Genomic DNA, 24,809 nt, shown 5'->3' on the forward strand with positions numbered 1-24,809 from the left:
GAACTTCACCTCAAATCAGGCAACTCGCGTCCGATGAATCGGTGATGTGATCCCGTTCACCCCATCCCCTCTTGTCGCATCCGGAACGCCGTTCTATCGTCGTGATGTATCGAGTCGATACATCGGCACGACACATCGGCCCGAGACATCGGGCGGATACATGCGCAGCGCGGAGAGAGGAGGCGATCTATGAGCCGGCGTTCCGGGATCCTCGAGTTCGCCGTCCTCGGCCTGCTCCGCGAGTCTCCGATGCACGGCTACGAGCTGCGTAAACGACTCAACACGTCGCTGGGTGTGTTCCGTGCGTTCAGCTACGGGACGCTGTACCCCTGCCTCAAGACGCTGGTCGCCAACGGCTGGTTGATCGAGGAGCCGGGGAACACCGCCGAGGACGCCCTCGCCGCCCCCCTCACGGGGCGCCGCGCCAAGATCGTCTACCGGCTGACGGCGGAGGGCAAAGAGCACTTCGAGCAGCTGCTCTCGCAGGCCGGGCCAGACGCGTACGAGGACGAGACCTTCGCAGCCCGTTTCGCCTTCTTCGGACAGACATCACGCGACGTACGCATGCGCGTGCTGGAGGGACGCCGCAGCCGGCTGGAGGAGCGTCTCGAGAAGATGAGCGCCTCCCTGGCCCGGACCCGGGAGCGTCTCGACGACTACACGCTCGAGCTCCAGCGCCACGGGATGGAGTCCGTGGAGCGCGAGGTGCGCTGGCTGAACGAGCTCATCGAGAGCGAACGGGCGGGGCGGGACCTCAAGGGTTCCGCCACCGGGGAGCCCGGTTCGCGTGACACCACATCTGGAGCGTCGGGCGGCCTGCCCCGGCCGGGGGGCGACCCCCGTCCGGATACGCCCGACGACACCGCCACGTGAGAGCCCGCTGAAGGGCCTCACTCGTACACACAGGGAGCAACCGGAATGGGTTCGGTTCGCGTAGCCATCGTCGGTGTGGGTAACTGCGCCGCATCGCTGGTGCAGGGAGTCGAGTACTACAAGGACGCCGATCCGGCGTCCAGGGTGCCGGGCCTGATGCACGTCCAGTTCGGCGACTACCACGTCCGCGACGTCGAGTTCGTCGCCGCTTTCGACGTGGACGCCAAGAAGGTCGGTCTCGACCTGGCGGACGCCATCGGCGCCTCCGAGAACAACACCATCAAGATCTGCGACGTGCCCAGCACCGGTGTGACGGTCCAGCGCGGCCACACCCTCGACGGCCTCGGCAAGTACTACCGCGAGACCATCGAGGAGTCCGACGAGGAGCCGGTCGATGTCGTCCAGGTCCTCAAGGACAAGCAGGTCGACGTCCTCGTCTGCTACCTGCCCGTCGGCTCCGAGGACGCGGCGAAGTTCTACGCCCAGTGCGCCATCGACGCCAAGGTCGCCTTCGTCAACGCCCTTCCGGTCTTCATCGCCGGCACCAAAGAGTGGGCGGACAAGTTCACCGAGGCGGGCGTCCCGATCGTCGGCGATGACATCAAGTCGCAGGTCGGCGCCACCATCACGCACCGCGTCATGGCGAAGCTGTTCGAGGACCGGGGTGTCGTCCTGGACCGCACGATGCAGCTGAACGTCGGCGGCAACATGGACTTCAAGAACATGCTCGAGCGCGACCGCCTCGAGTCGAAGAAGATCTCCAAGACGCAGGCCGTCACCTCTCAGATCCGCGACCGCGAACTGGGCGAGGGCAACGTCCACATCGGCCCGTCCGACTACGTCGCCTGGCTGGACGACCGCAAGTGGGCCTACGTCCGCCTCGAGGGCCGCGCCTTCGGTGATGTCCCGCTGAACCTGGAGTACAAGCTGGAGGTCTGGGACTCCCCGAACTCCGCCGGTGTCATCATCGACGCCCTGCGCGCCGCGAAGATCGCCAAGGACCGCGGCATCGGCGGCCCGATTCTGTCGGCGTCCTCGTACTTCATGAAGTCCCCGCCGGTCCAGTACTTCGACGACGAGGCCCGCGAGAACGTCGAGAAGTTCATCAAGGGCGAGGTCGAGCGCTGACGCGCCGCAACTGATCGCTCCTGCCAGGGCTGGGAGGGTCCCCGGGTCGTACGAGCCGGGGACCTTCTCCGTATGTGAGGCTGGACCCCATGGCCGTCGTCCGTGACCTGCGCGTCCTGTTGCGCTTCCAGGGCTTCCGGCGCCTGCTCGGCGTGCGCCTGCTGTCCCAGGGCGCCGACGGCGTCTACCAGGTCGCGCTCGCCGCCTACGTCGTCTTCTCCCCGGAGAAGCAGACCTCGGCGGCCGCGGTCGCGTCCGCGATGGCGGTGCTGCTGCTCCCGTACTCGCTCGTCGGCCCCTTCGCCGGTGTCCTGCTGGACCGCTGGCGGCGCCGTCAGGTCCTGCTGTTCGGCAGTCTGCTGCGCGCCCTGCTGGCCCTGGCGACGGCCCTGCTGATGCTCAGTCCGGCCCCGGACTGGCTCTTCTACGTGTCCGCCCTGTGCGTCACCGCCGTCAACCGCTTCGTCCTGTCGGGCCTGTCCGCCGCCCTGCCGCGCGTGGTCGACGCCGATCGCCTGGTCATCGCCAACTCCCTGTCCCCGACCGCCGGAACGCTGGCCGCGACCGCGGGCGGCGGGATCGCGTTCGTCGTCCGCCTGGTGGCGGCGGACTCAGACGCGGCCGTGGTGCTCGTGGCAGCCGGACTGTACCTGTGCGCCGCCGTGGCGTCGCTGAGCATGGCGCGGGAACTCCTCGGCCCCGACCGCAACACCGCGTGGGAGCGAATCGGTACGGCTCTCACCGGCACCGCTCACGACCTGGCGGCCGGCGTGCGTCACCTGGCCGCACCTCCGCGCCGAGAGGCCGCCTGGGCGCTCGCGGCGATGTCGCTGATGCGGTTCTGCTACGGCGCCCTGCTGGTCATGCTGCTGATGCTCTGCCGGTACGCCCTCACTTCGACCACGGACGACGGACTCGCCCTGCTGGCACTGGCGTTGGGCATCTCCGGCGCCGGCTTCTTCGCGGCGGCCGTGGTGACGCCCTGGACTGCGGGGCGGCTCGGGCCGGGCCGCTGGATCGTCGTGTGCGCAGGGACCGCTGCACTGCTCCTGCCCGCGCTCGGGCTGCCGTTCGCCACCGTCCCACTGCTGATCGCGGCCTTCCTCCTGGGCCTGACCACCCAGGGCGCGAAGATCGCCACGGACACCATCGTCCAGTCTTCCGTCGACGACGGCTTCCGTGGCCGGATCTTCTCGGTCTACGACGTCTTGTTCAACGCTTTCTTCGTCGGCGCCGCCGCCGTGGCCGCACTGATGCTGCCGCCGGACGGCCGATCCGTGCCGTTGGTGATCACGATCGCCGTTACCTACGCGACGGTGGCTGCCACTATGGCTCGGTTTGGACGCCGGTAAGTGTCACGTCAATGACACAGTGCCACTTTCTGACCACTGCGATGTCAGCCGACAAGTGCGAGACCGTCAAGGAAGCAAAGATCGCGTACGACCAGGTGGGCGACAACCACGATGTCGTCCTATGCCTGAAGTCCGTCAAGTAAGCGAAGAAGTGCGGGGCGGTGTTTCACGTGAAACACCGCCCCTCTATTTGCCCCCCGGCATGCCTCCCCGAGTCATGTTTCACGTGAAACACAACCCCGTTTTCGCAGCCTCAGCTCCCCTGCTGGGCCCACCACTCCTTGAGGGCGGTCACCGCGGCGTCGCGTTCCATCGGCCCGTTCTCCAGGCGCAGTTCCAGCATGTGCTGGTACGCGCGGCCGATGAGCGGGCCGGGACCGACGCCGAGGATCTCCATGATCTGGTTGCCGTCGAGGTCCGGGCGGATGGAGTCCAGCTCCTCCTGCTCCTGCAGCTTGGCGATCCGCTCCTCCAGACCGTCGTACGCCCGCGACAGGGCCACCGCCTTGCGCTTGTTACGCGTGGTGCAGTCCGAGCGGGTCAGCTTGTGGAGGCGGTCCAGCAGCGGGCCGGCGTCACGGACGTAGCGGCGGACCGCCGAGTCCGTCCACTCACCGGTGCCGTAGCCATGGAAACGCAGGTGGAGTTCGACCAGACGTGAGACGTCCTTCACCAGCTCGTTGGAGTACTTGAGAGCTGTCATGCGCTTCTTGGTCATCTTCGCCCCGACCACCTCGTGGTGGTGGAAGGAGACCCGGCCGTCCTTCTCGAAGCGACGCGTGCGCGGCTTGCCGATGTCGTGCAGCAGGGCAGCCAGGCGCAACGTCAGGTCGGGGCCGTCGTCCTCCAGCGCCATCGCCTGCTCCAGGACGATCAGCGTGTGGTCGTAGACGTCCTTGTGCCGGTGGTGCTCGTCACGCTCCAGCCGCAGGGCCGACAGCTCCGGCAGCACGCGGTCGGCGAGGCCGACGTCCACGAGCAACGTCAGGCCCTTGCGCGGGTGGCGGGAAAGGACCAGCTTGTTCAGCTCGTCCCGCACCCGCTCGGCCGAGACGATGTCGATCCGTCCGGCCATCTCCGTCATCGCCGTGACGACCTCGGGAGCGACCTCGAAGTCGAGCTGAGCCGCGAAGCGCGCGGCCCGCATCATCCGCAGCGGGTCGTCCGAGAAGGAGGCTTCCGGAGTGCCTGGAGTGCGCAGCACACGCGCCGCGAGGTCCTCCAGCCCGCCGTGCGGATCGATGAACTCTTTCTTCGGCAGCGCGACGGCCATCGCGTTGACGGTGAAGTCCCGGCGGACGAGATCTTCCTCGATGGAGTCGCCGTAGGACACCTCGGGCTTGCGCGAGGTCCGGTCGTACGCCTCGGACCGGTAGGTGGTCACCTCGATCTGGTAGCCGTCCTTCTGGGCTCCGACCGTGCCGAAGGCGATCCCGACCTCCCAGACGGCGTCCGCCCACGGGCGCACGATCTTGAGTACGTCCTGGGGGCGGGCGTCGGTCGTGAAGTCCAGGTCGTTGCCGAGCCGGCCCAGCAGCGCGTCCCGTACCGAGCCGCCGACCAGGGCGAGTGAGAACCCGGCCTCCTGGAAGCGGCGGGCGAGGTCGTCGGCGACAGGAGCGACCCGCAGCAGTTCACTCACCGCGCGGTGCTGCACCTGGCTCAGGGCACTGGACATTTCTTCGTTGGCGTTCGGCACAACAGAAGAGGGTACGTGGCCCGGGCTGTCAGGGGCTCCCTCATATCGCGGATGGGGACACGTCCCCCATACGCGCACAAGGCCTGCCCCTGAGAGGCAAAGAACCGCTTGCTCTTCATACGGCTACATACCGGACAGCCCCAATGTCGACGGGCGATCTTGTGGTGCGGACCGCGGCACTTCCCCTCAGCGCGCATCGTTACCATGCGTGGACGCACATTCCGACGACCACTGACGACGACGAGGGACGGACGAGCGCGTGGCCGAGGCGGCAGACTTCCAGGGGACCAGTGCCTCACCTGCCCGCCGGTGGCTGCGGCGCACCGGGGCACTGCTCGCCGGTGCGCCCCTGCTGGCCGGACTCCTCCAGTTGCCCGCCGCGACGCCGGCGGACGCGGCCGGACAGGAGTCCCTCCAGGCTGCCTCCGACGCGGGCTCGGTGGCCGTCGCGGTCGACTCGCTCACTCCCAGCGCCCCCACCGAGGGGGACACGGTGACGGTGTCGGGCACGGTGACCAACAAGGGCAAGCAGGCGGTCACCGACGCCCATGTCGATCTACGGGTGGGTCCCTCGCTCGACACCCGCTCGGCCATCGACACCCTCGCCAAGAAGAGCAGCGATCTTCAGGGTCCTGCCGGCGAGGCAGTCGGCGGCAGGTACACCGAGAAGTTCGCCAAGCTCACGCCCGGCGTGGCCGTGCCCTTCAGCATCTCCGTGCCGGTCGACGAGCTGGACCTCGGCAGGGACGGCGTCTACCAGCTGGCCGTCGCGCTCTCCGGGGAGACCTCCGCGCAGCCATGGGACCAGGTCCTCGGTGTCAAGCGCACATTCCTGCCGTGGCAGCCCGAGGAGGCCGGTACCAAGACGAAGACCACGTTCCTGTGGCCGCTCGTCTCCAGCGCCCACATGGTGGCGGAGACGGGGTCGAACGAGCAGCAGACCCCGGTCTTCCGTGACGACGAGCTCGCGGAGGAGATCGCCCCGGGCGGCCGCCTGGACCAGATGGTGTCGCTAGGCGAGGGCCTCGACGTCACCTGGGTGGTCGATCCGGACCTGCTGGCGTCCGTCGACGCGATGACCAGGACCTACCAGGTCCGCGGGGCGGACGGCACCACCACCCCGGGCAGGAACCAGGAGGTCGCCAAGCACTGGCTCGCCGAGCTCCAGCAGGCGGTCGCGGGCAAGGAGGTCGCCGCCCTGCCGTTCGGCGACCCCGACCTGGCGTCCCTGGCCCACAACGGCAGGAACGTCACCGGCTCCCTGAGCCACCTCAAGGAGGCCACCGACGTCGCCGACGACACGGTGGACACGATCCTCCACGTGAAACCGTCCACGGACTTCGCCTGGCCCGTCGACGGAGCCGTCGACCCGTCGATCGTGAAGGTCGCCACGTCCGCGGGCGCCGACAAGGTGATCGCCCGCAGCGACAGCCTCCAGGACGACCTGTCGTACACGCCCTCGGCGGCCCGGCCCATCGGCGGCGGAATCACGGCGGTCGTCGCTGACGCCAGGATGTCCACGGCGTTCCAGGGCAACCTCACGAAGGCCTCCGCGTCCACGCTCGCCGTGCAGCGTTTCCTGGCCCAGAGCCTGACACTCGGCCTGCAGACCGGCAAGCAGCGCAGCGTCGTCGTCGCCCCGCAGCGCATGCCGTCCGTCAGCCAGGCACAGGCGATGGCCCAGGCCCTGGCGGCCCTCGAGGGCGGGAACTGGTCCGAGTCGCAGGACCTCACAGCCGCCGCCGAGACCAAGCCCGACCCGGCGGCCAACACGAAGGTGCCGCCGGCCTCCGCGTACCCCCCCTCTTTGCGCAAGCAGGAGCTGCCGCGGACCGCCTTCGAGCAGATCGCCACGACGCAGAACAAGCTCGACAAGTTCAAGGTGATCCTCACCCGCCAGTCCCGGGTGGTGACCCCGTTCGGGCGGGCCATGAACCGCGAGATGTCGACGTCGTGGCGTGGCCGGGACGTCGCTGCGGTGGGGTACCGCCACGGTATCGAGTCCTACCTCGACGGGCTCATCGACAGTGTCAAGCTGATCCAGAAGACGGAGACCAAGCTCTCCGGCCGCAGCGCCACGATCCCCGTGACCGTCCAGAACAACCTCGTTCAGGGCGTCGAGCACCTGGAGCTGCGGCTCACGTCGACGAACCCGACGCGACTCAAGATCAACGGCGCCGCCTACGAGGAGCAGCCCATCGCTGTCAACGGCGGCCACGCGCAGTCGGTGAAGTTCACCACGTCCGCCAACGCCAACGGCCGGGCGGAGGTCGTCGCCCAGCTGTACACGGAGGACGGTCGGACATACGGCGCGCCGGTCACCTTCGACGTGAAGGTCACCGAGGTCACTCCCACGGTGATGCTGGTCATCGGCGGTGGCGTTCTGCTCCTGGTCCTCGCCGGCTTCCGGATGTACACCCAGCGCAAGCGTGCCGCCGCCCGCGAGGCCGCCGAGGACGGCACCGCCGAGGCGGACGACGCCGTCGACGGCCCTCAGTGCCCGGTCGGCGCTCCGCAGAACCCGCAGGCCCCCGGCGACCCTCTCCAGGAGGAGTCCGAGGCCGGCGCACGGCCGGAGGCGCCGGAGCAGCCGAGTGACCCGGCCCCGGACACCGCGACGGAAAGCGCCGGCCCGTCCGGCACGGGTGAGAGAGTGGACCGTTGACATGTCGTGGCCGGTGGGCCCGGGACGATGAGGTGGGGTAACCATGAACGCGCCGTACGACGGTGACCGCGGTCGTGCCGCGGGCAGCCCGGGCTACCCCGAGTCGGGCGGGCCCGAGGGCGCGCCCGACGAGCACGGCCAGGTGCCGCCGCAGCCGCCGGCGGACATGTACCTCCAGGACGCCTACGCCCAGGACCCCTACCGGGCGCAGGACCTCTTGGCCCAGGACCCGGTCGCCGAGGCGCTCTACGACCGCGCCGCGCACCCGCCGCCCGCTCCGGGCACGCACCAGCCTCAGCAGCAGCTCTACGCCCAGCCGCCGCAGTCGCCGTACGCGCCCGACCCGCGGGTGTGGGCACAGACGCCCCCACCGGAGCCGGACGGCCCGACGCGGCACCTGCCGTACGGCGACGACCCCCGCACCACCCAGTTCGTGGGCGTGGACGATCTCGTCTCCCATGCGGGCGAGTCGCGCCAGGAGCCGGACGCGTTCGCGCACCTCTTCCGTGACCAGCAGCAGAGCAGCGGTCACCCGTCGTACGAGTCGCCGTCTGTCCCCGGTCCGTCTCCGGCTCCGGGCCAGACGGCTCAGGGCCCGTACGCGGCGGCCGGCCAGACGGCGCACACTCCGCTCGTGGAGGAGGCTCCCGCCCCGGAGGTCACTGCCTCTCCCGCCCCCAAGAAGGGCGGCCGCGCCGCGGGCCTGATGAAGTCCAGCGCCGTCATGGCGGCGGGCACGATGGTCTCGCGCCTCACCGGCTTCATCCGCTCCGCGCTGATCGTGTCGGCCCTGGGCGTCGGTCTCCTCGGTGACACCTTCCAGGTCGCCTACCAGCTACCCACGATGATCTACATCCTCACCGTGGGCGGCGGTCTCAACTCGGTGTTCGTGCCGCAGCTGGTGCGCGCCATGAAGGAGGACGAAGACGGCGGCGAGGCGTACGCCAACCGTCTTCTGACCCTCGTCATGGTGACGCTCGGCGCGCTCACCGCCCTCTCGATCTTCGGCGCCCCGCTCCTGATCCGCCTGCTGTCCGATCCCGTCGCCAGCGACCCGGCGGCGAACAAGGTCGGCATCACCTTCGTCCAGTACTTCCTGCCCTCGATCTTCTTCATGGGCGTCCACGTGGTGATGGGCCAGATCCTCAACGCCCGCGGCAAGTTCGGCGCGATGATGTGGACCCCGGTCCTGAACAACATCGTCATCATCGTGACGCTAGGGATGTTCATCTACGTCTACGGCACCGCCGCCGACTCCAGGATGCAGGTCACCACCATCCCGCCGGAGGGCCAGCGCCTCCTCGGCATCGGCGTCCTGCTCGGCCTCATGGTCCAGGCGCTGGCGATGATCCCCTACCTGCGCGAGACCGGCTTCCGGCTGCGGCTGCGCTTCGACTGGAAGGGCCAAGGCCTCGGCAAGGCCGTCACGCTCGCCAAGTGGACGGTCCTGTTCGTGCTCGCCAACCAGGCGGGAGCCATGATCGTCATCCAGCTGTCCACCGCGGCGGGCAAGAGTTCGCCCGTGGACGGCACCGGCTTCGCCGCCTACGCGAACGCCCAGCTGATCTGGGGCCTGCCGCAGGCCATCATCACGGTCTCCCTCATGGCCGCCCTGCTGCCGCGCCTGTCGCGCTCGGCGGCCGAGGGAGACGGCGGTGCCGTCCGCGACGACATCTCCCAGGGCCTGCGCACCACGGCGGTCGCCATCGTGCCGGTCGCGTTCGGGTTCCTCTCCCTCGGCATCCCCATGTGCACCCTGATGTTCGGCTCCTCGGGCACCAGCGAGGCCACCAACATGGGCTACATGCTGATGGCGTTCGGTCTCGGACTGATCCCGTACTCGGTGCAGTACGTCGTCCTGCGCGCCTTCTACGCCTACGAGGACACCCGAACACCCTTCTACAACACGGTCATCGTGGCCGCGGTCAACGCCGGCGCCTCGGCGGTCTGCTACTTCGTCATCCCGTCGCGCTGGGCCGTGGTCGGCATGGCCGCTTCCTACGGCCTTGCCTACGCGATCGGCGTGGGCGTCGCCTGGCGCCGGCTGCGCAAGCGGCTGGGCGGAGACCTCGACGGCGCCCGAGTCATGCGGACTTACGCCAGGCTGTGCATCGCTTCGGTCCCGGCCGCCCTGCTCAGCGGCGCGGCCTGCTACGGCATCGGCCACACGCTCGGCCAAGGCGTCATGGGCTCGCTCGCCGCGGTGATCGCCGGTGGTGCCGTCCTTCTCGGGGTCTTCTTCGTCGCCGCCCGCCGTATGCGCATCGAGGAAGTCAACTCGCTGGTCGGCATGGTCCGCGGACGCCTGGGACGCTGAGGCGAGGGGGAGGCGCACAACCATCGTCAGCCCCCGCGTGTCGTGCATAGCGGCGGACTGTGGGCACAATTGGTTTCGGCGTCGGACGGCGCACAACAGATGCCGGTCGGCGCGCAATGGATGGGGAGGCAGGAACGACGGTGGCGGAACGGAGTACGGCTGCCGTCGACGTGGCAGACAACAGCGACGAGACGTCGCTGACCGCGCAGGCGGACCAGTCCACGGCCGACGGGGTGGCCAAGAACCGGGAGCGGGACACGGACAGCGACGAGGTACAGGAGAGCACCCGGACCGACGGTTCCGGGAAGACCTCGCCGCCCGAACTGCACAGCGGTCACAAGCTCGCCAGACGCTACCGCCTGGAGGAGTGCGTCACCCGTCTGGACGGTTTCAGCAGCTGGCGCGCCGTGGACGAGAAGCTCCGCCGTGCCGTCGGCGTGCACATCCTGCCCGCGGACCACTCGCGGGCCCGCTCCGTTCTGGCCGCCGCCCGCTCCTCCGCCCTCCTGGGGGACCCTCGCTTCGTCCAGGTACTGGACGCGGTGGAGGAGAACGACGTCGTCTACGTCGTCCACGAGTGGCTTCCCGACGCGACGGAACTGACCACGCTCCTCGCCTCCGGGCCGCTGGAGCCGTACGACGCCTACCAGATGGTCAGTCAGGTCTCCTCCGCCATGGCCGCCGCGCACCGTGAGGGCCTCGCCCATCTGCGCCTGAACCCCAACGCCGTGCTGCGCACCTCGACCGGGCAATGGCGCATCCGCGGTCTTGCCGTGAACGCCGCCCTGCGCGGCGTCGCGTCCGACACCCCGCAGCGCACGGACACCGAGTCCATCGGAGCCCTGCTGTACGCGGCGCTCACCCAGCGCTGGCCGTACGAGAGCGACGCTTACGGGCTGTCGGGCCTGCCGAAGGACATCGGCCTGATCGCTCCCGACCAGGTGCGGGCGGGTGTGCACCGCGGCCTGTCCGAGCTCTCCATGCGGGCGCTCGTCAACGACGGTGCCACCGCATCCCGGCACGAGTCGCCCTGCACCACTCCGGAGGAGCTGGTGAAGGCGATCGGCGACATGCCGCGGATCCGCCCGCCGGAGCCGGCGTTCACCGCCCCGCCCGAGTACCAGCGCACGACGTACCAGCAGGGCACGTACGGCCGCCCAAGTACACGCCCCGGCGTCACCCAGCCGGTCCCCACCCCGCCGCCCCCGCTGCAGAGCCGCACGGGCAAGGCCCTCAAGTGGGCCGTGTCCGCACTCCTGATCGCCGCCCTGGGCCTCGGCAGCTGGCAGCTGGCGGACGCTCTCATGGATCAGGGCGGCAAGAACGACGACCCGACCAAGACGCAGGACAACCAGGACGGCGACAAGAACAGGAACCGCCCGGCACCAAAGCCGATCACGATCAAGGGCGCCGAGGAGTACGTGGCCAAGGGCGACGCCCAGCACCCTGCCGACGTGGGCAAGACCTATGACGGCAACACGTCCACGGGCTGGCGCACCAACAGCTATCTCGACGGCCCGAAGATGGTGATAAAGCCCGGTGTCGGCATCGTCTACGACCTCGGCTCAGAGCAGGAGGTCTCGGCCGCGACCCTCTCCTTGCGGTACGGCAACGACCACACCACCGCCGACCTGTACGCGACCGACTCCCTCAGTTCGTCCACGCCACTGAGCGCCATGAAGAAGCTGGGCACCGCGACGACGAGCAGCACCTCCTTGAAGGTGACCGTCGACAAGCCGGTGAAGAGCCGCTACATCCTGGTCTGGCTGACGGCGCTGCCGTACTCCGGTGACGACCCCGCCAACTACAGCAACCGGGGATACAAGCAGGCCATCACCGAAGTGAAGTTCACGGGCTGAGAGCCGACAGAGGGCAGGGGTTGGATGGCGGACCGCGCCGAGCACGGCGGTGCAAGTGATCAGGACCTCCTCGCCCGGCATGTCGAGGGGGACCCGGACGCCTTCGGGGAGATCGTGCGGCGGCACCGTGATCGCCTCTGGGCCGTCGCCCTGCGAACGCTGGGGGACCGCGAGGAAGCCGCTGACGCCGTGCAGGACGCCCTCGTCTCCGCCTACCGGGCCGCCCACACCTTCCGGGGCCAGTCGGCCGTCACGACGTGGCTGCACAGGATCACGGTGAACGCCTGCCTGGACCGCGCCCGCAAGGTGGCCTCCCGCAAGACCTCCCCCGTCGACGACACCGAGCGCCTGGAGCAGCTGCTGGAGCCGCACGAGTCGGCCTCCGCGCCCGCCGAGCGCAACGATCTCCACCGGCAGCTGATCGAAGCCCTCGGTACCCTGCCGGCCGACCAGCGTGCGGCGCTCGTCCTGGTGGACATGCAGGGCTATCCGGTCGCCGAGGCGGCCCGGATCCTCGATGTGCCAACCGGCACGGTGAAAAGCAGATGCGCGCGCGGCAGAGCCAGACTTCTGCCGCTGCTGACCCATCTGCGGCCGGACAGCAACGACAAGGGTAAGAACCCGGGCGGCGAACGGAACCGGACGCAAGGGCCAGCCGTCCCACCCGCAGCGGGACCGCGCCGAGCGGGGCCCCCGGACACAGGACCGAGCGACTCAGCTGCAGTGAAGGGCGGAGGTGGACGAGCGTGACGTCGACGACAGACATGGCCGGGCACCCGGACGTCGCGGAGATCTCCGACCTCGCCGAGGGCCTCCTCCCGCCGTCCCGGACCACTGACCTACGCCGGCACCTGGACGCGTGCGAGCTCTGCGCGGACGTCTACGCCTCCCTGGAGGAGATCCGCGGACTGCTCGGCACGCTGCCCGGCCGGCCGCGCATGCCCACCGATGTCGCGAACCGCATCGATGCCGCTCTGGCTGCCGAGGCTCTGCTGACCGCCACCGGGCCGGAGTCCGCAGAAGGCGCGGAGCCAGTGAGCGCTCCCCCCCTCCTTTCTTCGTCCGAGGACGACCGCGGTGCGGATGTTTCACGTGAAACATCGACGCCCGCCGAGCGTCCTGCAGGACGCCCCCGCTCCTCCACCACCGGACCCGGCCGCAAGGGCCGCACACGAAACGGGCGCCGCAGGATCGCCGTTCTGGGGACCGCCTTCACGGTGGCCGCCCTGGGTCTCGGTTCCGTCCTGCTGTCATCACTCGGCGACCAGCCGCCCCGTGATACGACGGGGGAACGGCAGACCGCCCTTGCGGACACCTTCTCCGAGGGGAAGCTGCAGAAGCAGGTCACCGACCTCCTGGCCGAGGGCAAGGCCGAAGGAGGCGGCGGATCCCGCACCCCCTGGGGTGCCGAGACCGCGCCCGGCACCAACCACCCCAAGGTCTCCAGGGAAGCCGTCGTGCCCGGCTGCGTGCGCGACGGCATCGGGCGGGACGACGCCGCGCTCGCCGTCGAGAACGGCAGGTATCAAGGAAAGACGGCCATGCTCGTGCTGCTTCCCGCCGCTTCCGACAACACTCGAGTCACCGCCTACATCGTCGACGCGACCTGTGTGGATCACAAAACGCCCCCGACCGGCAAGATCCTCCTGGAGCGCACCTACCCCTCTGCGTGAGTGGGCGCTTCGTCTTCGCCCTGTGCGGCATCCGGCGGGGCGTGACATCTCCGTGTGCCCGGACACAGTGGGAATGCGCGCCCCTTAGGATCCGTTGGGTGGGGTGAGAGTTCCGAGAGAAGCTCCCACCGGTCGAACGACGCAGTCCAGAGACGAGGAATCAAGCCGTGAGCGACGTCCGTAACGTGATCATCATCGGCTCCGGGCCCGCCGGCTACACGGCGGCGCTCTACACCGCGCGCGCGTCGCTGAAGCCACTGGTGTTCGAGGGCGCCGTCACCGCCGGTGGTGCGCTCATGAACACCACCGACGTCGAGAACTTCCCGGGCTTCCAGGACGGCATCATGGGCCCCGAGCTCATGGACAACATGCGCGCCCAGTCGGAGCGCTTCGGCGCCGAACTCGTCCCGGACGATGTCGTGGCCGTTGATCTGAGCGGTGAGATCAAGACCGTCACGGACACAGCCGGCACGGTCCACCGGGCCAAGGCCGTCATCGTCGCCACCGGTTCGCAGCACCGCAAGCTCGGCCTGCCGAACGAGGACGCTCTCTCCGGGCGTGGTGTGTCCTGGTGCGCCACCTGCGACGGGTTCTTCTTCAAGGACCAGGACATCGCCGTGATCGGTGGCGGTGACACCGCGATGGAGGAAGCCACCTTCCTCTCGCGGTTCGCCAAGTCCGTGACCGTCGTCCACCGCCGCGACACCCTGCGTGCCTCCAAGGCCATGCAGGAGCGCGCCTTCGCCGACCCGAAAATCTCGTTCGTGTGGGACAGCGAGGTCGCCGAGATCCAGGGCGATCCGAAGCTCTCCGGCCTGAAGCTGCGCAACCTCAAGACGGGCGAGCTGTCGGACCTGCCAGTGACCGGCCTGTTCATCGCCATCGGTCACGACCCGCGCACCGAGCTCTTCAAGGGCCAGCTCGACCTGGACGAGGAGGGCTACCTGAAGGTGGACGCGCCGTCGACGCGTACGAACCTGACCGGTGTCTTCGCTGCCGGCGACGTGGTGGACCACACGTACCGGCAGGCGATCACCGCGGCCGGGACCGGCTGCGCCGCCGCTCTCGACGCCGAGCGCTACCTCGCCGCCCTCGCGGACGAGGAGCAGCCCGAGCCCGAGAAGACCTCCGTCTGACCCTCTCCCTACCCTCCCCACGCACCAACAGTTAAGGAGCCCGCCGTGGCCGGCACCCTGAAGAATGTGACCGACGACTCCTTCGAGCAGGACGTCCTCAAGAGCGACAAGCCTGTCCTGGTGGACTTCTGGGCCGCCTGGTGCGGTCCGTGCCGTCAGATCGCGCCGTCCCTCGAGGCGATCGCCTCCGAGTACGGCGACAAGATCGAGGTCGTCAAGCTGAACATCGACGAGAACCCGGGTACGGCCGCCAAGTACGGCGTCATGTCCATCCCGACCCTGAACGTCTACCAGGGTGGCGAGGTCGCCAAGACCATCGTGGGTGCTAAGCCGAAGGCCGCGATCGTTCGCGACCTCGCGGAGTTCATCGCCGACTAAGACGGTGAGCCGTCGTACCGGCGGTGCGTGTTTCACGTGAAACACGAATGGGCCAACCCGGAAGGGTTGGCCCATTCCTTTGAGTGCAGGCCTCTACAGCGGCCGCAGCGCCGGCTCCTTCTGCACAGCGCCCAGGAGCCGGTCCAGTGCCATCTCGACGTCTTCCTTCCAGGAGAGCGTCGACCTCAGCTCCAGTCGCAGCCGGGGATGGATGGGGTGCTGCCGGACCGTCTTGAAGCCGACCGCCAGGAGGTGGTCGGCGGGCAGCACACAGGCCGGTTCCTTCCAGCGAGCATCTCCGAACGCCTCGATCGCTTTGAACCCGCGCCGCAGAAGATCCTTGGCGACCGTCTGGACCATGACCCGACCCAGCCCCTGCCCCTGGTAACCCGGCACGATGAACGCGGTCATCAGCTGTACCGCGTCGGGGGAGACGGGGCTCGTCGGGAACGCCGTGGAGCGGGGGACGTAGGCAGGCGGGGCGTAGAGCACGAAGCCGACCGGAACATCGTCGACGTACACGACCCGGCCGCAGGACCCCCAGTCCAGCAGGACCGCCGAGATCCAGGCTTCCTTCTCCAGAGCGGCCGTGCCCGCCTTTACCGCGGCCTCACCGCTGACTGGGTCAAGTTCCCAGAAGACACACGAGCGGCAGCGCTGGGGAAGGTCCTGAAGGTTGTCCAGCGTGAGCGGTACGAGCCGGCGCCCCATGAAGGCTGATCCTCGCTTCCTTCGTCCGCCGCGTCGCGGGCGGCTGTCAGAGCGCTCCGTTCCCTGAGGAGACTGCCGATGAACCCACCGACCGCTCCCAGCCCCAAACCGGCGCTCACCAGTCCGGTGCGGCTCATCGTTCGCATGGGCCCCTGCCTCCCTCTCAGAGGTGCTGTCGAATGGTTGCGCCGTACTCAATCGCATCGTATCGACGATGCGATTCCATCGATACCGACAGAAAGGAAAGAGCGGGCCACCTTCCGGTACACACCGGACACGGCCCGCTCTGTCACATGCACAGCCGAAGCTGCTGGCGGACGGTCAGGACTCGCTCTCCTCGGTGTCGCCCTCCAGGAGACTCTTCTGCAGGACCCGCCCCTCGCCGGGGGCGAGTGAGCCGAGGATCCGCTCGAGGTCCTCCATGGAGGCGAACTCGACGGTGATCTTGCCCTTCTTATGCCCCAGGTCGACCTTCACTCGCGTCTCGAAGCGGTCCGAGAGCCGCGTGGCGAGGTCGGACAGCGCTGGAGAGACCCGGGCACCGGCACGCGGGCCCTTGGGCTTCTGAGCCTTCTGAGGGCGCGACCCCATCAGGGTCACGATCTCCTCCACGGCCCGCACCGAAAGCCCCTCAGCCACGATGCGGTGGGCGAGCCTGTCCTGCTCCTCCGAGTCCTCCACGGAGAGCAGCGCCCGAGCGTGGCCGGCGGAGAGTACCCCGGCGGCGACCCGGCGCTGCACGGCCGGCGAGAGCTTCAGCAGGCGCAGGGTGTTGGAGACCTGAGGGCGGGACCGACCAATGCGGTCCGCCAGCTGGTCGTGCGTGCAGTTGAAGTCCCTCAGCAACTGGTCGTAGGCGGCGGCCTCTTCCAGCGGGTTCAGCTGGGCGCGGTGCAGATTCTCCAGCAGAGCGTCCAGGAGGAGCTTCTCGTCCTCCGTGGCCCGCACGATCGCCGGGATCGCGTCCAGTCCCGCCTCGCGGCAGGCCCGCCAGCGGCGCTCACCCATGATGAGCTCGTAGCGGGCTGGACCCGCCTGCCGTACGACGACCGGCTGGAGGAGCCCGACCTCCTTGATGGAGGTGATGAGCTCGGACAGCGCGTCCTCGTCGAAGACCTCACGCGGCTGCCGAGGGTTCGGTGTGATGGCGTCGAGGGGAATTTCGGCGAAGTGCGCACCGATGGGTGCCGCCGGGGTGCTGGGAGCGCTCGGCTGTACCGGCCCCTCTGTTTCACGTGAAACCGGCGGCAGCGTCGCGACCTTCGCTGCGGCCACCCCACGGTCGTTCGGCAGCGCGGGCACTGCCGCGGGGGATGTGGAAACGGCACTCCCTGCCGCAGCCTGGGCCACCGACTTCTCTGTCGGGGCGGCAGGGATCAGTGCGCCCAGACCACGGCCCAGCCCCCTCCGTCGCTCGCTCACTGAATGCCCTCCACCATGCTCGGGTCGTTCTGCTGTGCGCCGATGTGGGCGTGCGTCGCGTCATAGCTGATGCCGACGCCCTTCAGCGCGATCTCTCGTGCCGCCTCCAGATAGGAAAGGGCACCACTCGATCCAGGATCGTAAGTCAGTACGGTCTGCCCATAACTCGGCGCCTCGGAGATACGGACGGATCGGGGGATGCTCGTCCGCAGTACCTCGTCGCCGAAGTGGGTGCGCACCTCTTCCGCGACCTGGGACGCGAGCCGCGTCCGGCCGTCGTACATGGTGAGCAGGATGGTCGACACGTGCAGGGTGGGGTTGAGGTGTCCCCGCACCAGGTCGACGTTGCGCAGAAGCTGGCCCAGACCTTCCAGTGCGTAGTACTCGCACTGGATCGGGATCAGGACCTCCTGGCCCGCCACCAACGCATTGACCGTCAGAAGGCCGAGTGAGGGCGGGCAGTCGATGAGGATGTAGTCCAGCGGCTGCTCGTACGCCTGAATCGCGCGCTGCAGCCTGCTCTCCCGTGCCACCAGGGACACCAGCTCGATCTCCGCACCGGCGAGATCGATCGTGGCAGGCGCACAGAAGAGCCCCTCGACATCGGGGACCGGCTGGACGACCTCGGAGAGCGGCTTGCTCTCCACCAACACGTCGTAAATGGATGGAACTTCGGCGTGATGGTCGATACCTAGCGCGGTGGACGCGTTTCCCTGGGGGTCGAGGTCGACCACGAGAACACGGCCGCCGTGCAGGGCCAATGACGCGGCAAGGTTGACGGTCGTCGTCGTCTTGCCCACACCGCCCTTCTGATTGGCGACCACGATGATTCGGGTCTGCTCGGGCCGCGGCAGGCCCTCGCCGGCGCGGCCCAGAGCCTCCACCGCCAGTTGGGCAGCACGACCGATGGGAGTGTCGTCCATCGGAGGCGGTGTTTCACGTGAAACATCCGCCCCCATCGACTCGGTACGGGGACCGGGGACCGGATCGGTCATCGGTCCCGCGATGTTGGCGTCGGACCGCAAGGATTCACTCTCCTCGACTTCAGGCTCGCAATGAACAGAGCCTCCCATGTCTTCGGGGTCATGAACCAGTGAGGCCTGGCGTTCTGTGGAGAAATCAACCTCTGTGGACAACTCAGGTGCCTCGTCGAGTGAACCGAGAGGCTTACGGTCGCGGGGTTCGGCCGCAGCGCGGCCACGACTGATGATGCCGTGCAGCAGTGAGCGACGTTTCACGTGAAACACGATGCACAGCAGTCGTGGCCGGACTGTCGCGACACTCCGGCATGCGTAGGTTTGGCAGCTTGTGTGGAGTACGTCTCGTCCTCAGGACGGATCAGTGCCGCCGGCGACCGGCACCCTCAGGACGGACCCACCCAGGCCCCGTCGGAACAGATCAGCGTCGGCGGCGCGCCCGGCCCGTGCGCGCCGCCTTGGCGCGCTTCGCGGCGAACCGCACACCGCCGGGGCTCTCCCCGACCTCGACCCGCACGACCGTGGACAGCGGGTCCACCACGCCCTCACCCACATGCAGGATGGACGTCTCCACCGCACCCAGCTTACTGAGAGCGGCCGACGCGCTCTTCAGCTCCTCTTCGGCGGTGTCGCCCTTGAGCGCGAGCATCTCCCCGTAGGGTCGCAGCAGTGGAATACCCCAGGTGGCAAGGCGGTCGAGGGGCGCGACGGCCCGGGCGGTCACCACGTGGACGGGCTGGACCTTCCCCATGACCTCCTCGGCCCGGCCGCGAACGACGGTCACATGGTCGAGACCGAGCAGTTCCACGACCTCGGTGAGGAAGTTGGTGCGCCGCAGCAGCGGCTCCAGCAGCGTGATCTTCAGGTCCTCTCGAACGAGGGCCAGCGGAATGCCCGGGAGACCGGCGCCCGAGCCGACATCGCACACCGTCACGCCCTCAGGCACGACCTCCGAGAGCACCGCGCAGTTCAGCAGGTGCCGCTCCCACAGGCGCGGCACCTCACGCGGGCCGATGAGACCGCGCTGCACACCCGCCTCGGCTAGCAACTCCGCGTACCGCACCGCATCCGCGAAGCGATCACCGAACACCTCACGCGCCTGCTCGGGCGCGGGGGGAAGCTCCGCTGCCTCCGTCACGGGGGACCGTCCTTCCGTACCGCGTCAGCGCACCCGGCGCCGACACCGAAACCACCAGAACTATCAGGCTGACAAAGTTCGGCCCCGCCTGCGCTACAGACGGGGCCGGGGAACGTAGGGGCCGATCAGGCGGGCAGCACGACGACGAACCGCTCCGGCTCCTCGCCCTCGGACTCGCTGCGCAGGCCTGCGGCCTTGACCGCGTCGTGCACGACCTTGCGCTCGAACGGTGTCATCGGCTGCAGCTTCACGGCCTCACCGCTGCTCTTGGCCTCGGCGGCGGCCTTGGCACCCAGCTCGGACAGCTCGGACCGCTTCCGGGCGCGGTATCCCGCGATGTCGAGCATCAGGCGGCTGCGGTCACCGGTCTCACGGTGCACGGCCAGACGGGTGAGCTCCTGGAGCGCCTCCAACACCTCGCCGTCACGGCCGACCAGCTTCTGCAGGTCACGGGTGCCCGTGTCGCTGATGATCGAGACGGAGGCGCGGTCGGCCTCGACGTCCATGTCGATGTCGCCGTCGAGGTCGGCGATGTCGAGCAGACCCTCCAGGTAGTCCGCCGCGATCTCGCCTTCCTGCTCCAGGCGGGTCAGGGTGTCTGCACCCTCGGCAGCGGCGGAGGTGGTGCCTTCCGTCACGGGATGGACTCCTTCTTACTTCTTGGACGGGGACTTGGGCCGCTGCGGACCCTTGCGCTGTCCGGACTGGGCCTTGCTGCGGGTACCGCCGGCGGGCTTCGCGCCGCCCTTCTTGGCAGCGGTGGCGGGCTTGGCGTCCTCGGGCTCGTCGGACTTGGTCAGCGACGTCTTCGGCTCGTGCTCACCGGCCGCCTTGGCACCACCGACGGTGCCGGACTGGCGCTGTGCCTTGCTCTGCCGCTTGGGCTGCTGACGCTTCGGCGTGCCGGTGGCCATCGGCGTACCGTCCTCGGCCTGGGCGACGGCCGCGGTGTCGCTCTTGATCACGGTGCCGTCGGCCTGGGCGGCGAGTCCGGCCTTGCTCAGGCCGTTGATGAACTTGCGCTCGAACTCGTTGCGGTCGCGGCCCTTGGCGACGATCGCCTTCACGATGGCCCGGTCGCGGCGCCGGCTGACCTTGTTGTGCTGGGTGACGTGCTTGTGCAGGCGCTCCAGGTACGAGGCCTGGGCCTTGGAACCCGGGGTCGGGTTGTTGTGGATCACGTACATCTGCTGGCCCATGGTCCACACGTTGGTGGTCAGCCAGTAGACGAGGACACCGACGGGGAAGTTGATGCCGAAGACGGCGAACATGACGGGGAAGACGTACATCAGCATCTTCTGCTGCTGCATGAACGGCGTCTTCACCGTGGTGTCGACGTTCTTCGTCATCAGCTGGCGCTGGGTGAAGAACTGCGACGCCGACATCAGGACGATCATGACGGCTGTGACCACGCGCACATCGGTGAGGGAAGCACCGAGTGATTCCACCTTCGACGCGCTGTCGGTGAACTTCACCGCCAGCGGCGCGCCGACGATGTGCGCCTTCTGGGCGCTCTGCAGGAGGCTGTTGTTGATCACGCCGATGGTGTCGTTTGACGCGATGCTGTTCAGCACGTGGTACAGGGCGAAGAAGAACGGGGACTGCGCCAGGATGGGAAGGCACGAGGAGAGCGGGTTGGTGCCCGTCTCCTTGTACAGCTTCATCATCTCTTCGGACTGACGCTGCTTGTCGTTCTTGTAGCGCTCCTGGATCTTCTTCATCTCGGGCTGGAGCGTCTGCATGGCCCGTGTCGCCTTGATCTGCTTCACGAAGAGCGGGATCAGGCAGATACGGATCAGGATCACCAGGGACACGATCGACAGGCCCCAGGCCCACCCGGTGTCAGGCCCGAAGAGGGCGCCGTACACCGAGTGGAACTGGACGATGACCCAGGAGACGGGTGTGGTGATGAAGCTGAAAAGACTGGCAATCGTGTCCACTAATCATGCTCCTTGGGCATGGGACGGTGTCTCTGCGGCCTGGCTCGAAGGACTCGACGGACTTGTGGGAGAAGTCTGTCCCTCGCCGGCCGGCTCGGCGGCGGAGGGCCCGCCCTTGCGTGCACGCCACGCGTTACGCAGCATTTCGTGCCACCGCGGACGCTTGCGCGGGGGGACATGGTCCACGCCACCCAGCGACCACGGATTGCACCGCAGGATGCGCCAGGCCGTGAGCGCCGTGCCCTTGACGGCACCGTGCCGGTCGATGGCCGTGTAGCCGTAGTGGGAGCACGACGGGTAGTACTTGCAGACCGGCCCGAGCAGCGGACTGATCGTCCACTGGTAGAGCTTGATCAGAGCCAGCAGCGGGTACTTCATCGCGCACCCCCTCCCAGCAACCGCTGGAGAGCGGCATCCAGGTCTCGGGCCAGCTGTGCATGGTCGGCGTCGCCCGATCCGGGCAGCGCTCGTACGACTACCAGGCTACCGGGGGGCAGCTGGGCGACTCGCTCGCGCATCAGGTGGCGAAGCCTGCGCTTGACCTTATTGCGCACGACCGCGCCGCCCACCGCCTTGCTCACGACGAAACCCGCACGCGTCGGGGGAGCGCTCTCCCCAGGCGCATGCGGGTCCGTGGCACCGCTTCGAAGGTGGACGACGAGGTGCGGGCGTCCTGCCCGGCGGCCTCGCCGTACCGCGGTCGCGAAGTCCTCGCGCCGCCTCAGCCGGTTCTCGGTGGGCAGCACGATGTCATGACCTGATCGGGATCAGGCGGACAGACGGGCGCGACCCTTGCTACGGCGGGACGCGAGAATCGCGCGGCCGGCACGGGTACGCATACGCAGCCGGAAGCCGTGGGTCTTCGCGCGACGACGGTTGTTCGGCTGGAAGGTGCGCTTGCTCACTCGGGGGCTCCAGAAAGAATCGGTGGTTGCGGGGTGCCGTCCTGGCTGTCACCGTGCGCCCACGAGTAGCTCGCAGTTACGCCCGAGTGCACCGCTGACCGATCACCCAAATGATCTGTGCCCATCGGAGGCAGGCGGCAGCAGCCATCGACAACTCGACCTGGTTACGGTACGCGCGGCTACGCCATCCGGTCAAACCGGGAGTCGCCGGGAGACACTTGTCCACAGCCTGGGGACAACAACTTGAACCGTACCGGCAGCCCTGACTACCGTGACGGACTCCGATTCGTTCCCTTGTCCCTGCCCCGGCAGAGCTGCCCCCGCCCACCCACCCGGATGACAACCCGACCCGTCCCAGAACCACACGTTCGTGGGACCTGCGAGAGAGCGTGCCCTGTGGCTGACGTACCTGCCGATCTTGCCGCAGTGTGGCCACGCGTATTGGAGCAGCTCCTCGGGGAGGGCCGTGGCCAGGGCGTCGAAGCAAAGGACGAGCACTGGATCCGGCGCTGCCAGCCGCTCGCGCTGGTCGCGGACACCGCCCTGCTCGCCGTACCGAACGAATTCGCGAAAGGCGTACTCGAAGGCCGTCTCGCGCCGATCGTCAGCGAGACGCTGAGCCGCGAGTGCGGCCGCCCGATCCGCATCGCGATCACCGTGGACGACTCCGCGGGCGAGCCCTCGGCCCCCACCCCGCCCGGCCGTCCCCAGCCGCGGTACGAGGAGCCCGAGCTCCCGGCCGCGCGCCACGACCGAGACGGATACGAGCGCCAGGAGCGCGACGGATACGACCGCCAGGACCGCGAGGGGTACGACGCCCGCCAGGACCGCGACCGCGACGGATACGAGGGGTACGGCCGCCACCGCGCCGACCAGCCGCCGGGAACAGCCGGCGACCAGCTCCCGCCTACGCGCGGAGACCAACTCCCCACGGCCCGCCCCGCCTACCCCTCCGAATACCAGCGCCCCGAGCCCGGCGCCTGGCCGCGGCCGACGCAGGACGAGTACGGCTGGCAACAGCAGCGCCTCGGCTTCCCCGAGCGCGACCCGTACGCGTCGCCGGGGCAGGACGGCTACGGCTCTCAGGAGCCTTATGGCTCCCAGGACGCGTACCGCTCGCAGGACTCCTACGGATCCGGATCCCAGGCCGCCTACGGGTCGAAGGACTCCTACGGCTCGCCCTCCCAGGACTACCGCCCGCAGTCCAGGGAGCGCCCCTCCTACGAACAGCAGCGCTCCGACTACGACACGTCCCGCCCCGAGTACGACCAGCGCGACGCGGTCCGCCGGGAGCTGCCCGATCCGCCGGCCGGCTCGGGGCACGTGCACCGGGGCGGCCCCGTCGGCCCGAACCTGCCCACGACCGGTGCGCCCGGCCCGCTGGCCGCGCAGCCCGCACCGGCGACCGGCCCGGGCGAGCCCACCGCGCGCCTGAATCCGAAGTACCTCTTCGACACGTTCGTCATCGGCGCCTCCAACCGCTTCGCGCACGCCGCCGCGGTCGCTGTCGCCGAGGCGCCGGCGAAGGCGTACAACCCCTTGTTCATCTACGGGGAGTCCGGGCTCGGCAAGACGCACCTGCTGCACGCGATCGGGCACTATGCGCGCAGCCTCTACCCGGGCACGCGGGTGCGGTACGTGAGCTCGGAGGAGTTCACCAACGAGTTCATCAACTCCATCCGGGACGGCAAGGGCGACAGCTTCCGCAAGCGGTACCGCGAGATGGACATCCTGCTCGTCGACGACATCCAGTTCCTGGCGGACAAGGAGTCGACGCAGGAGGAGTTCTTCCACACCTTCAACACACTCCACAACGCGAACAAGCAGATCGTCCTGTCCTCCGACCGGCCGCCGAAGCAGCTGGTCACACTGGAGGACCGGCTGCGGAACCGTTTCGAGTGGGGACTGATCACCGACGTCCAGCCGCCCGAGCTGGAGACGCGGATCGCGATCCTCCGTAAGAAGGCCGTGCAGGAGCAGCTGAACGCGCCGCCGGAGGTGCTGGAGTTCATCGCGTCCCGGATCTCGCGGAACATCCGCGAGCTGGAGGGCGCGCTGATCCGGGTCACGGCGTTCGCCTCGCTCAACCGGCAGCCGGTCGATCTGGGGCTGACGGAGATCGTCCTCAAGGACCTCATCCCCGGCGGCGAGGACTCGGCGCCCGAGATCACGTCGACGGCCATCATGGGCGCGACGGCGGACTACTTCGGTCTGACCGTCGAAGACCTGTGCGGCACGTCGCGCGGGCGCGCGCTCGTCACGGCCCGGCAGATCGCCATGTACCTGTGCCGTGAGCTGACGGACCTGTCGCTGCCGAAGATCGGTGCGCTGTTCGGCGGCCGCGACCACACGACGGTCATGCATGCCGACCGCAAGATCCGCAACCTGATGGCCGAGCGCCGCTCCATCTACAACCAGGTCACGGAACTGACCAACCGCATCAAGAACGGCTGACAACGACGGCAGCACGTCGCTGAGGGCGCCTCCGGAGGCTTTGGGGGCGCCCTCGTCGTGTGCCGCGGGTTCGGCACCCGCGGGGCTCGGCGCCCGCGCGCCGGGACGATCGCCGTCGCGGTGACCGCCTCGGAGCGGGCACGGCCCCACAGCCCCGACTCCACGCGTGTCCCGCCCAGCAC

At 68.7% G+C, this 24,809-nt stretch carries 21 protein-coding genes; 11 read left to right on the forward strand and 10 right to left on the reverse strand.

The features are described 5' to 3' along the window. Positions 1–189: 189 nt before the first annotated feature. From ACWD1U_RS07770 to ACWD1U_RS07780, 3 genes are all read left to right on the forward strand, one after another. The gene (locus tag ACWD1U_RS07770; protein WP_451105381.1) at positions 190–873 is read left to right on the forward strand and encodes a PadR family transcriptional regulator; all 684 of its coding nucleotides are present in this window, start codon (positions 190–192) and stop codon (positions 871–873) included. Positions 874–918: 45 nt separating this feature from the next. After that, complete coding sequence (locus ACWD1U_RS07775) at positions 919–2,001, forward strand: inositol-3-phosphate synthase (protein ID WP_451105383.1); 1,083 nt, start codon at positions 919–921, stop codon at positions 1,999–2,001. Between the two features lie 89 nt (positions 2,002–2,090). Beyond that, positions 2,091–3,353 (forward strand): MFS transporter, encoded by a 1,263-nt coding sequence (locus ACWD1U_RS07780; RefSeq protein ID WP_451105385.1) that lies wholly within the window; start codon positions 2,091–2,093, stop codon positions 3,351–3,353. 253 nt (positions 3,354–3,606) lie between these two features. Here the strand turns inward: ACWD1U_RS07780 and ACWD1U_RS07785 are convergent, their stop codons facing one another. Continuing rightward, positions 3,607–5,052: a CCA tRNA nucleotidyltransferase gene (locus ACWD1U_RS07785; RefSeq protein ID WP_451105387.1), complete on the reverse strand. Its 1,446-nt coding sequence runs from the start codon at positions 5,050–5,052 to the stop codon at positions 3,607–3,609. A 259-nt stretch (positions 5,053–5,311) separates the two neighbouring features. Here ACWD1U_RS07785 and ACWD1U_RS07790 point away from each other — a divergent pair, with 259 nt between their 5' ends. The 7 genes from ACWD1U_RS07790 (at position 5,312) to trxA (ending at position 15,080) form a co-directional block, all read left to right on the forward strand. Then, the gene (locus ACWD1U_RS07790; RefSeq protein ID WP_451105389.1) at positions 5,312–7,717 is read left to right on the forward strand and encodes a DUF6049 family protein; all 2,406 of its coding nucleotides are present in this window, start codon (positions 5,312–5,314) and stop codon (positions 7,715–7,717) included. A 43-nt stretch (positions 7,718–7,760) separates the two neighbouring features. After that, positions 7,761–10,034 carry a murein biosynthesis integral membrane protein MurJ gene (murJ, locus tag ACWD1U_RS07795; RefSeq protein ID WP_451105391.1) on the forward strand — a complete coding sequence of 758 codons (2,274 nt, stop codon included), beginning with the start codon at positions 7,761–7,763 and terminating at the stop codon, positions 10,032–10,034. A gap of 140 nt (positions 10,035–10,174) precedes the next feature. Continuing rightward, positions 10,175–11,893, forward strand: a complete 1,719-nt coding sequence (locus ACWD1U_RS07800) for a protein kinase family protein (RefSeq protein ID WP_451105393.1) — start codon at positions 10,175–10,177, stop codon at positions 11,891–11,893. A gap of 24 nt (positions 11,894–11,917) precedes the next feature. Then, positions 11,918–12,643 carry an RNA polymerase sigma factor SigM gene (gene sigM, locus ACWD1U_RS07805; protein ID WP_451105395.1) on the forward strand — a complete coding sequence of 242 codons (726 nt, stop codon included), beginning with the start codon at positions 11,918–11,920 and terminating at the stop codon, positions 12,641–12,643. Further along, positions 12,640–13,566, forward strand: coding sequence for an anti-sigma factor family protein (locus ACWD1U_RS07810; RefSeq protein WP_451105397.1), 927 nt, complete (start codon positions 12,640–12,642; stop codon positions 13,564–13,566). Before sigM ends, ACWD1U_RS07810 begins: the two co-directional genes overlap by 4 nt. A 167-nt stretch (positions 13,567–13,733) precedes the next feature. Next, on the forward strand, positions 13,734–14,702 hold the full coding sequence (trxB, locus tag ACWD1U_RS07815; RefSeq protein WP_451105399.1) for a thioredoxin-disulfide reductase: 969 nt from the start codon (positions 13,734–13,736) through the stop codon (positions 14,700–14,702). Positions 14,703–14,747: 45 nt separating this feature from the next. After that, positions 14,748–15,080 carry a thioredoxin gene (trxA, locus tag ACWD1U_RS07820; protein WP_451105401.1) on the forward strand — a complete coding sequence of 111 codons (333 nt, stop codon included), beginning with the start codon at positions 14,748–14,750 and terminating at the stop codon, positions 15,078–15,080. Between the two features lie 93 nt (positions 15,081–15,173). On the opposite strand, the gene ACWD1U_RS07825 is transcribed toward trxA, so the two are convergent. From ACWD1U_RS07825 to rpmH, 9 genes are all read right to left on the reverse strand, one after another. After that, on the reverse strand, positions 15,174–15,791 hold the full coding sequence (locus tag ACWD1U_RS07825; protein ID WP_451105403.1) for a GNAT family N-acetyltransferase: 618 nt from the start codon (positions 15,789–15,791) through the stop codon (positions 15,174–15,176). A gap of 321 nt (positions 15,792–16,112) precedes the next feature. Further along, entirely contained in the window at positions 16,113–17,213 is a 1,101-nt protein-coding gene (locus ACWD1U_RS07830; protein WP_451105405.1) for a ParB/RepB/Spo0J family partition protein, read from the reverse strand. Next, a complete protein-coding gene (locus ACWD1U_RS07835; RefSeq protein WP_425944528.1) occupies positions 17,210–18,286 on the reverse strand; it encodes a ParA family protein in 1,077 nt (358 codons plus the stop codon). The genes ACWD1U_RS07830 and ACWD1U_RS07835 overlap by 4 nt, the downstream gene beginning before the upstream one ends. 325 nt (positions 18,287–18,611) lie before the next feature. Then, a complete protein-coding gene (gene rsmG, locus ACWD1U_RS07840) occupies positions 18,612–19,328 on the reverse strand; it encodes a 16S rRNA (guanine(527)-N(7))-methyltransferase RsmG (RefSeq protein WP_451105406.1) in 717 nt (238 codons plus the stop codon). A 125-nt stretch (positions 19,329–19,453) separates the two neighbouring features. Beyond that, positions 19,454–19,966, reverse strand: coding sequence for a Jag family protein (locus ACWD1U_RS07845; RefSeq protein ID WP_451105408.1), 513 nt, complete (start codon positions 19,964–19,966; stop codon positions 19,454–19,456). 15 nt (positions 19,967–19,981) lie between these two features. Continuing rightward, entirely contained in the window at positions 19,982–21,268 is a 1,287-nt protein-coding gene (gene yidC / locus ACWD1U_RS07850) for a membrane protein insertase YidC (RefSeq protein ID WP_451105410.1), read from the reverse strand. A gap of 3 nt (positions 21,269–21,271) precedes the next feature. Further along, a complete protein-coding gene (gene yidD, locus ACWD1U_RS07855) occupies positions 21,272–21,646 on the reverse strand; it encodes a membrane protein insertion efficiency factor YidD (RefSeq protein WP_451105412.1) in 375 nt (124 codons plus the stop codon). Then, positions 21,643–22,014, reverse strand: a complete 372-nt coding sequence (gene rnpA / locus ACWD1U_RS07860; RefSeq protein WP_078625383.1) for a ribonuclease P protein component — start codon at positions 22,012–22,014, stop codon at positions 21,643–21,645. The genes yidD and rnpA overlap by 4 nt, the downstream gene beginning before the upstream one ends. A gap of 21 nt (positions 22,015–22,035) precedes the next feature. After that, entirely contained in the window at positions 22,036–22,173 is a 138-nt protein-coding gene (gene rpmH / locus ACWD1U_RS07865; protein WP_003956500.1) for a 50S ribosomal protein L34, read from the reverse strand. Positions 22,174–22,569: 396 nt separating this feature from the next. Here rpmH and dnaA point away from each other — a divergent pair, with 396 nt between their 5' ends. After that, complete coding sequence (gene dnaA, locus ACWD1U_RS07870) at positions 22,570–24,627, forward strand: chromosomal replication initiator protein DnaA (protein ID WP_451105415.1); 2,058 nt, start codon at positions 22,570–22,572, stop codon at positions 24,625–24,627. Positions 24,628–24,809 lie beyond the last annotated feature (182 nt).

The organism is Streptomyces sp. NPDC002788, from assembly GCF_053592115.1.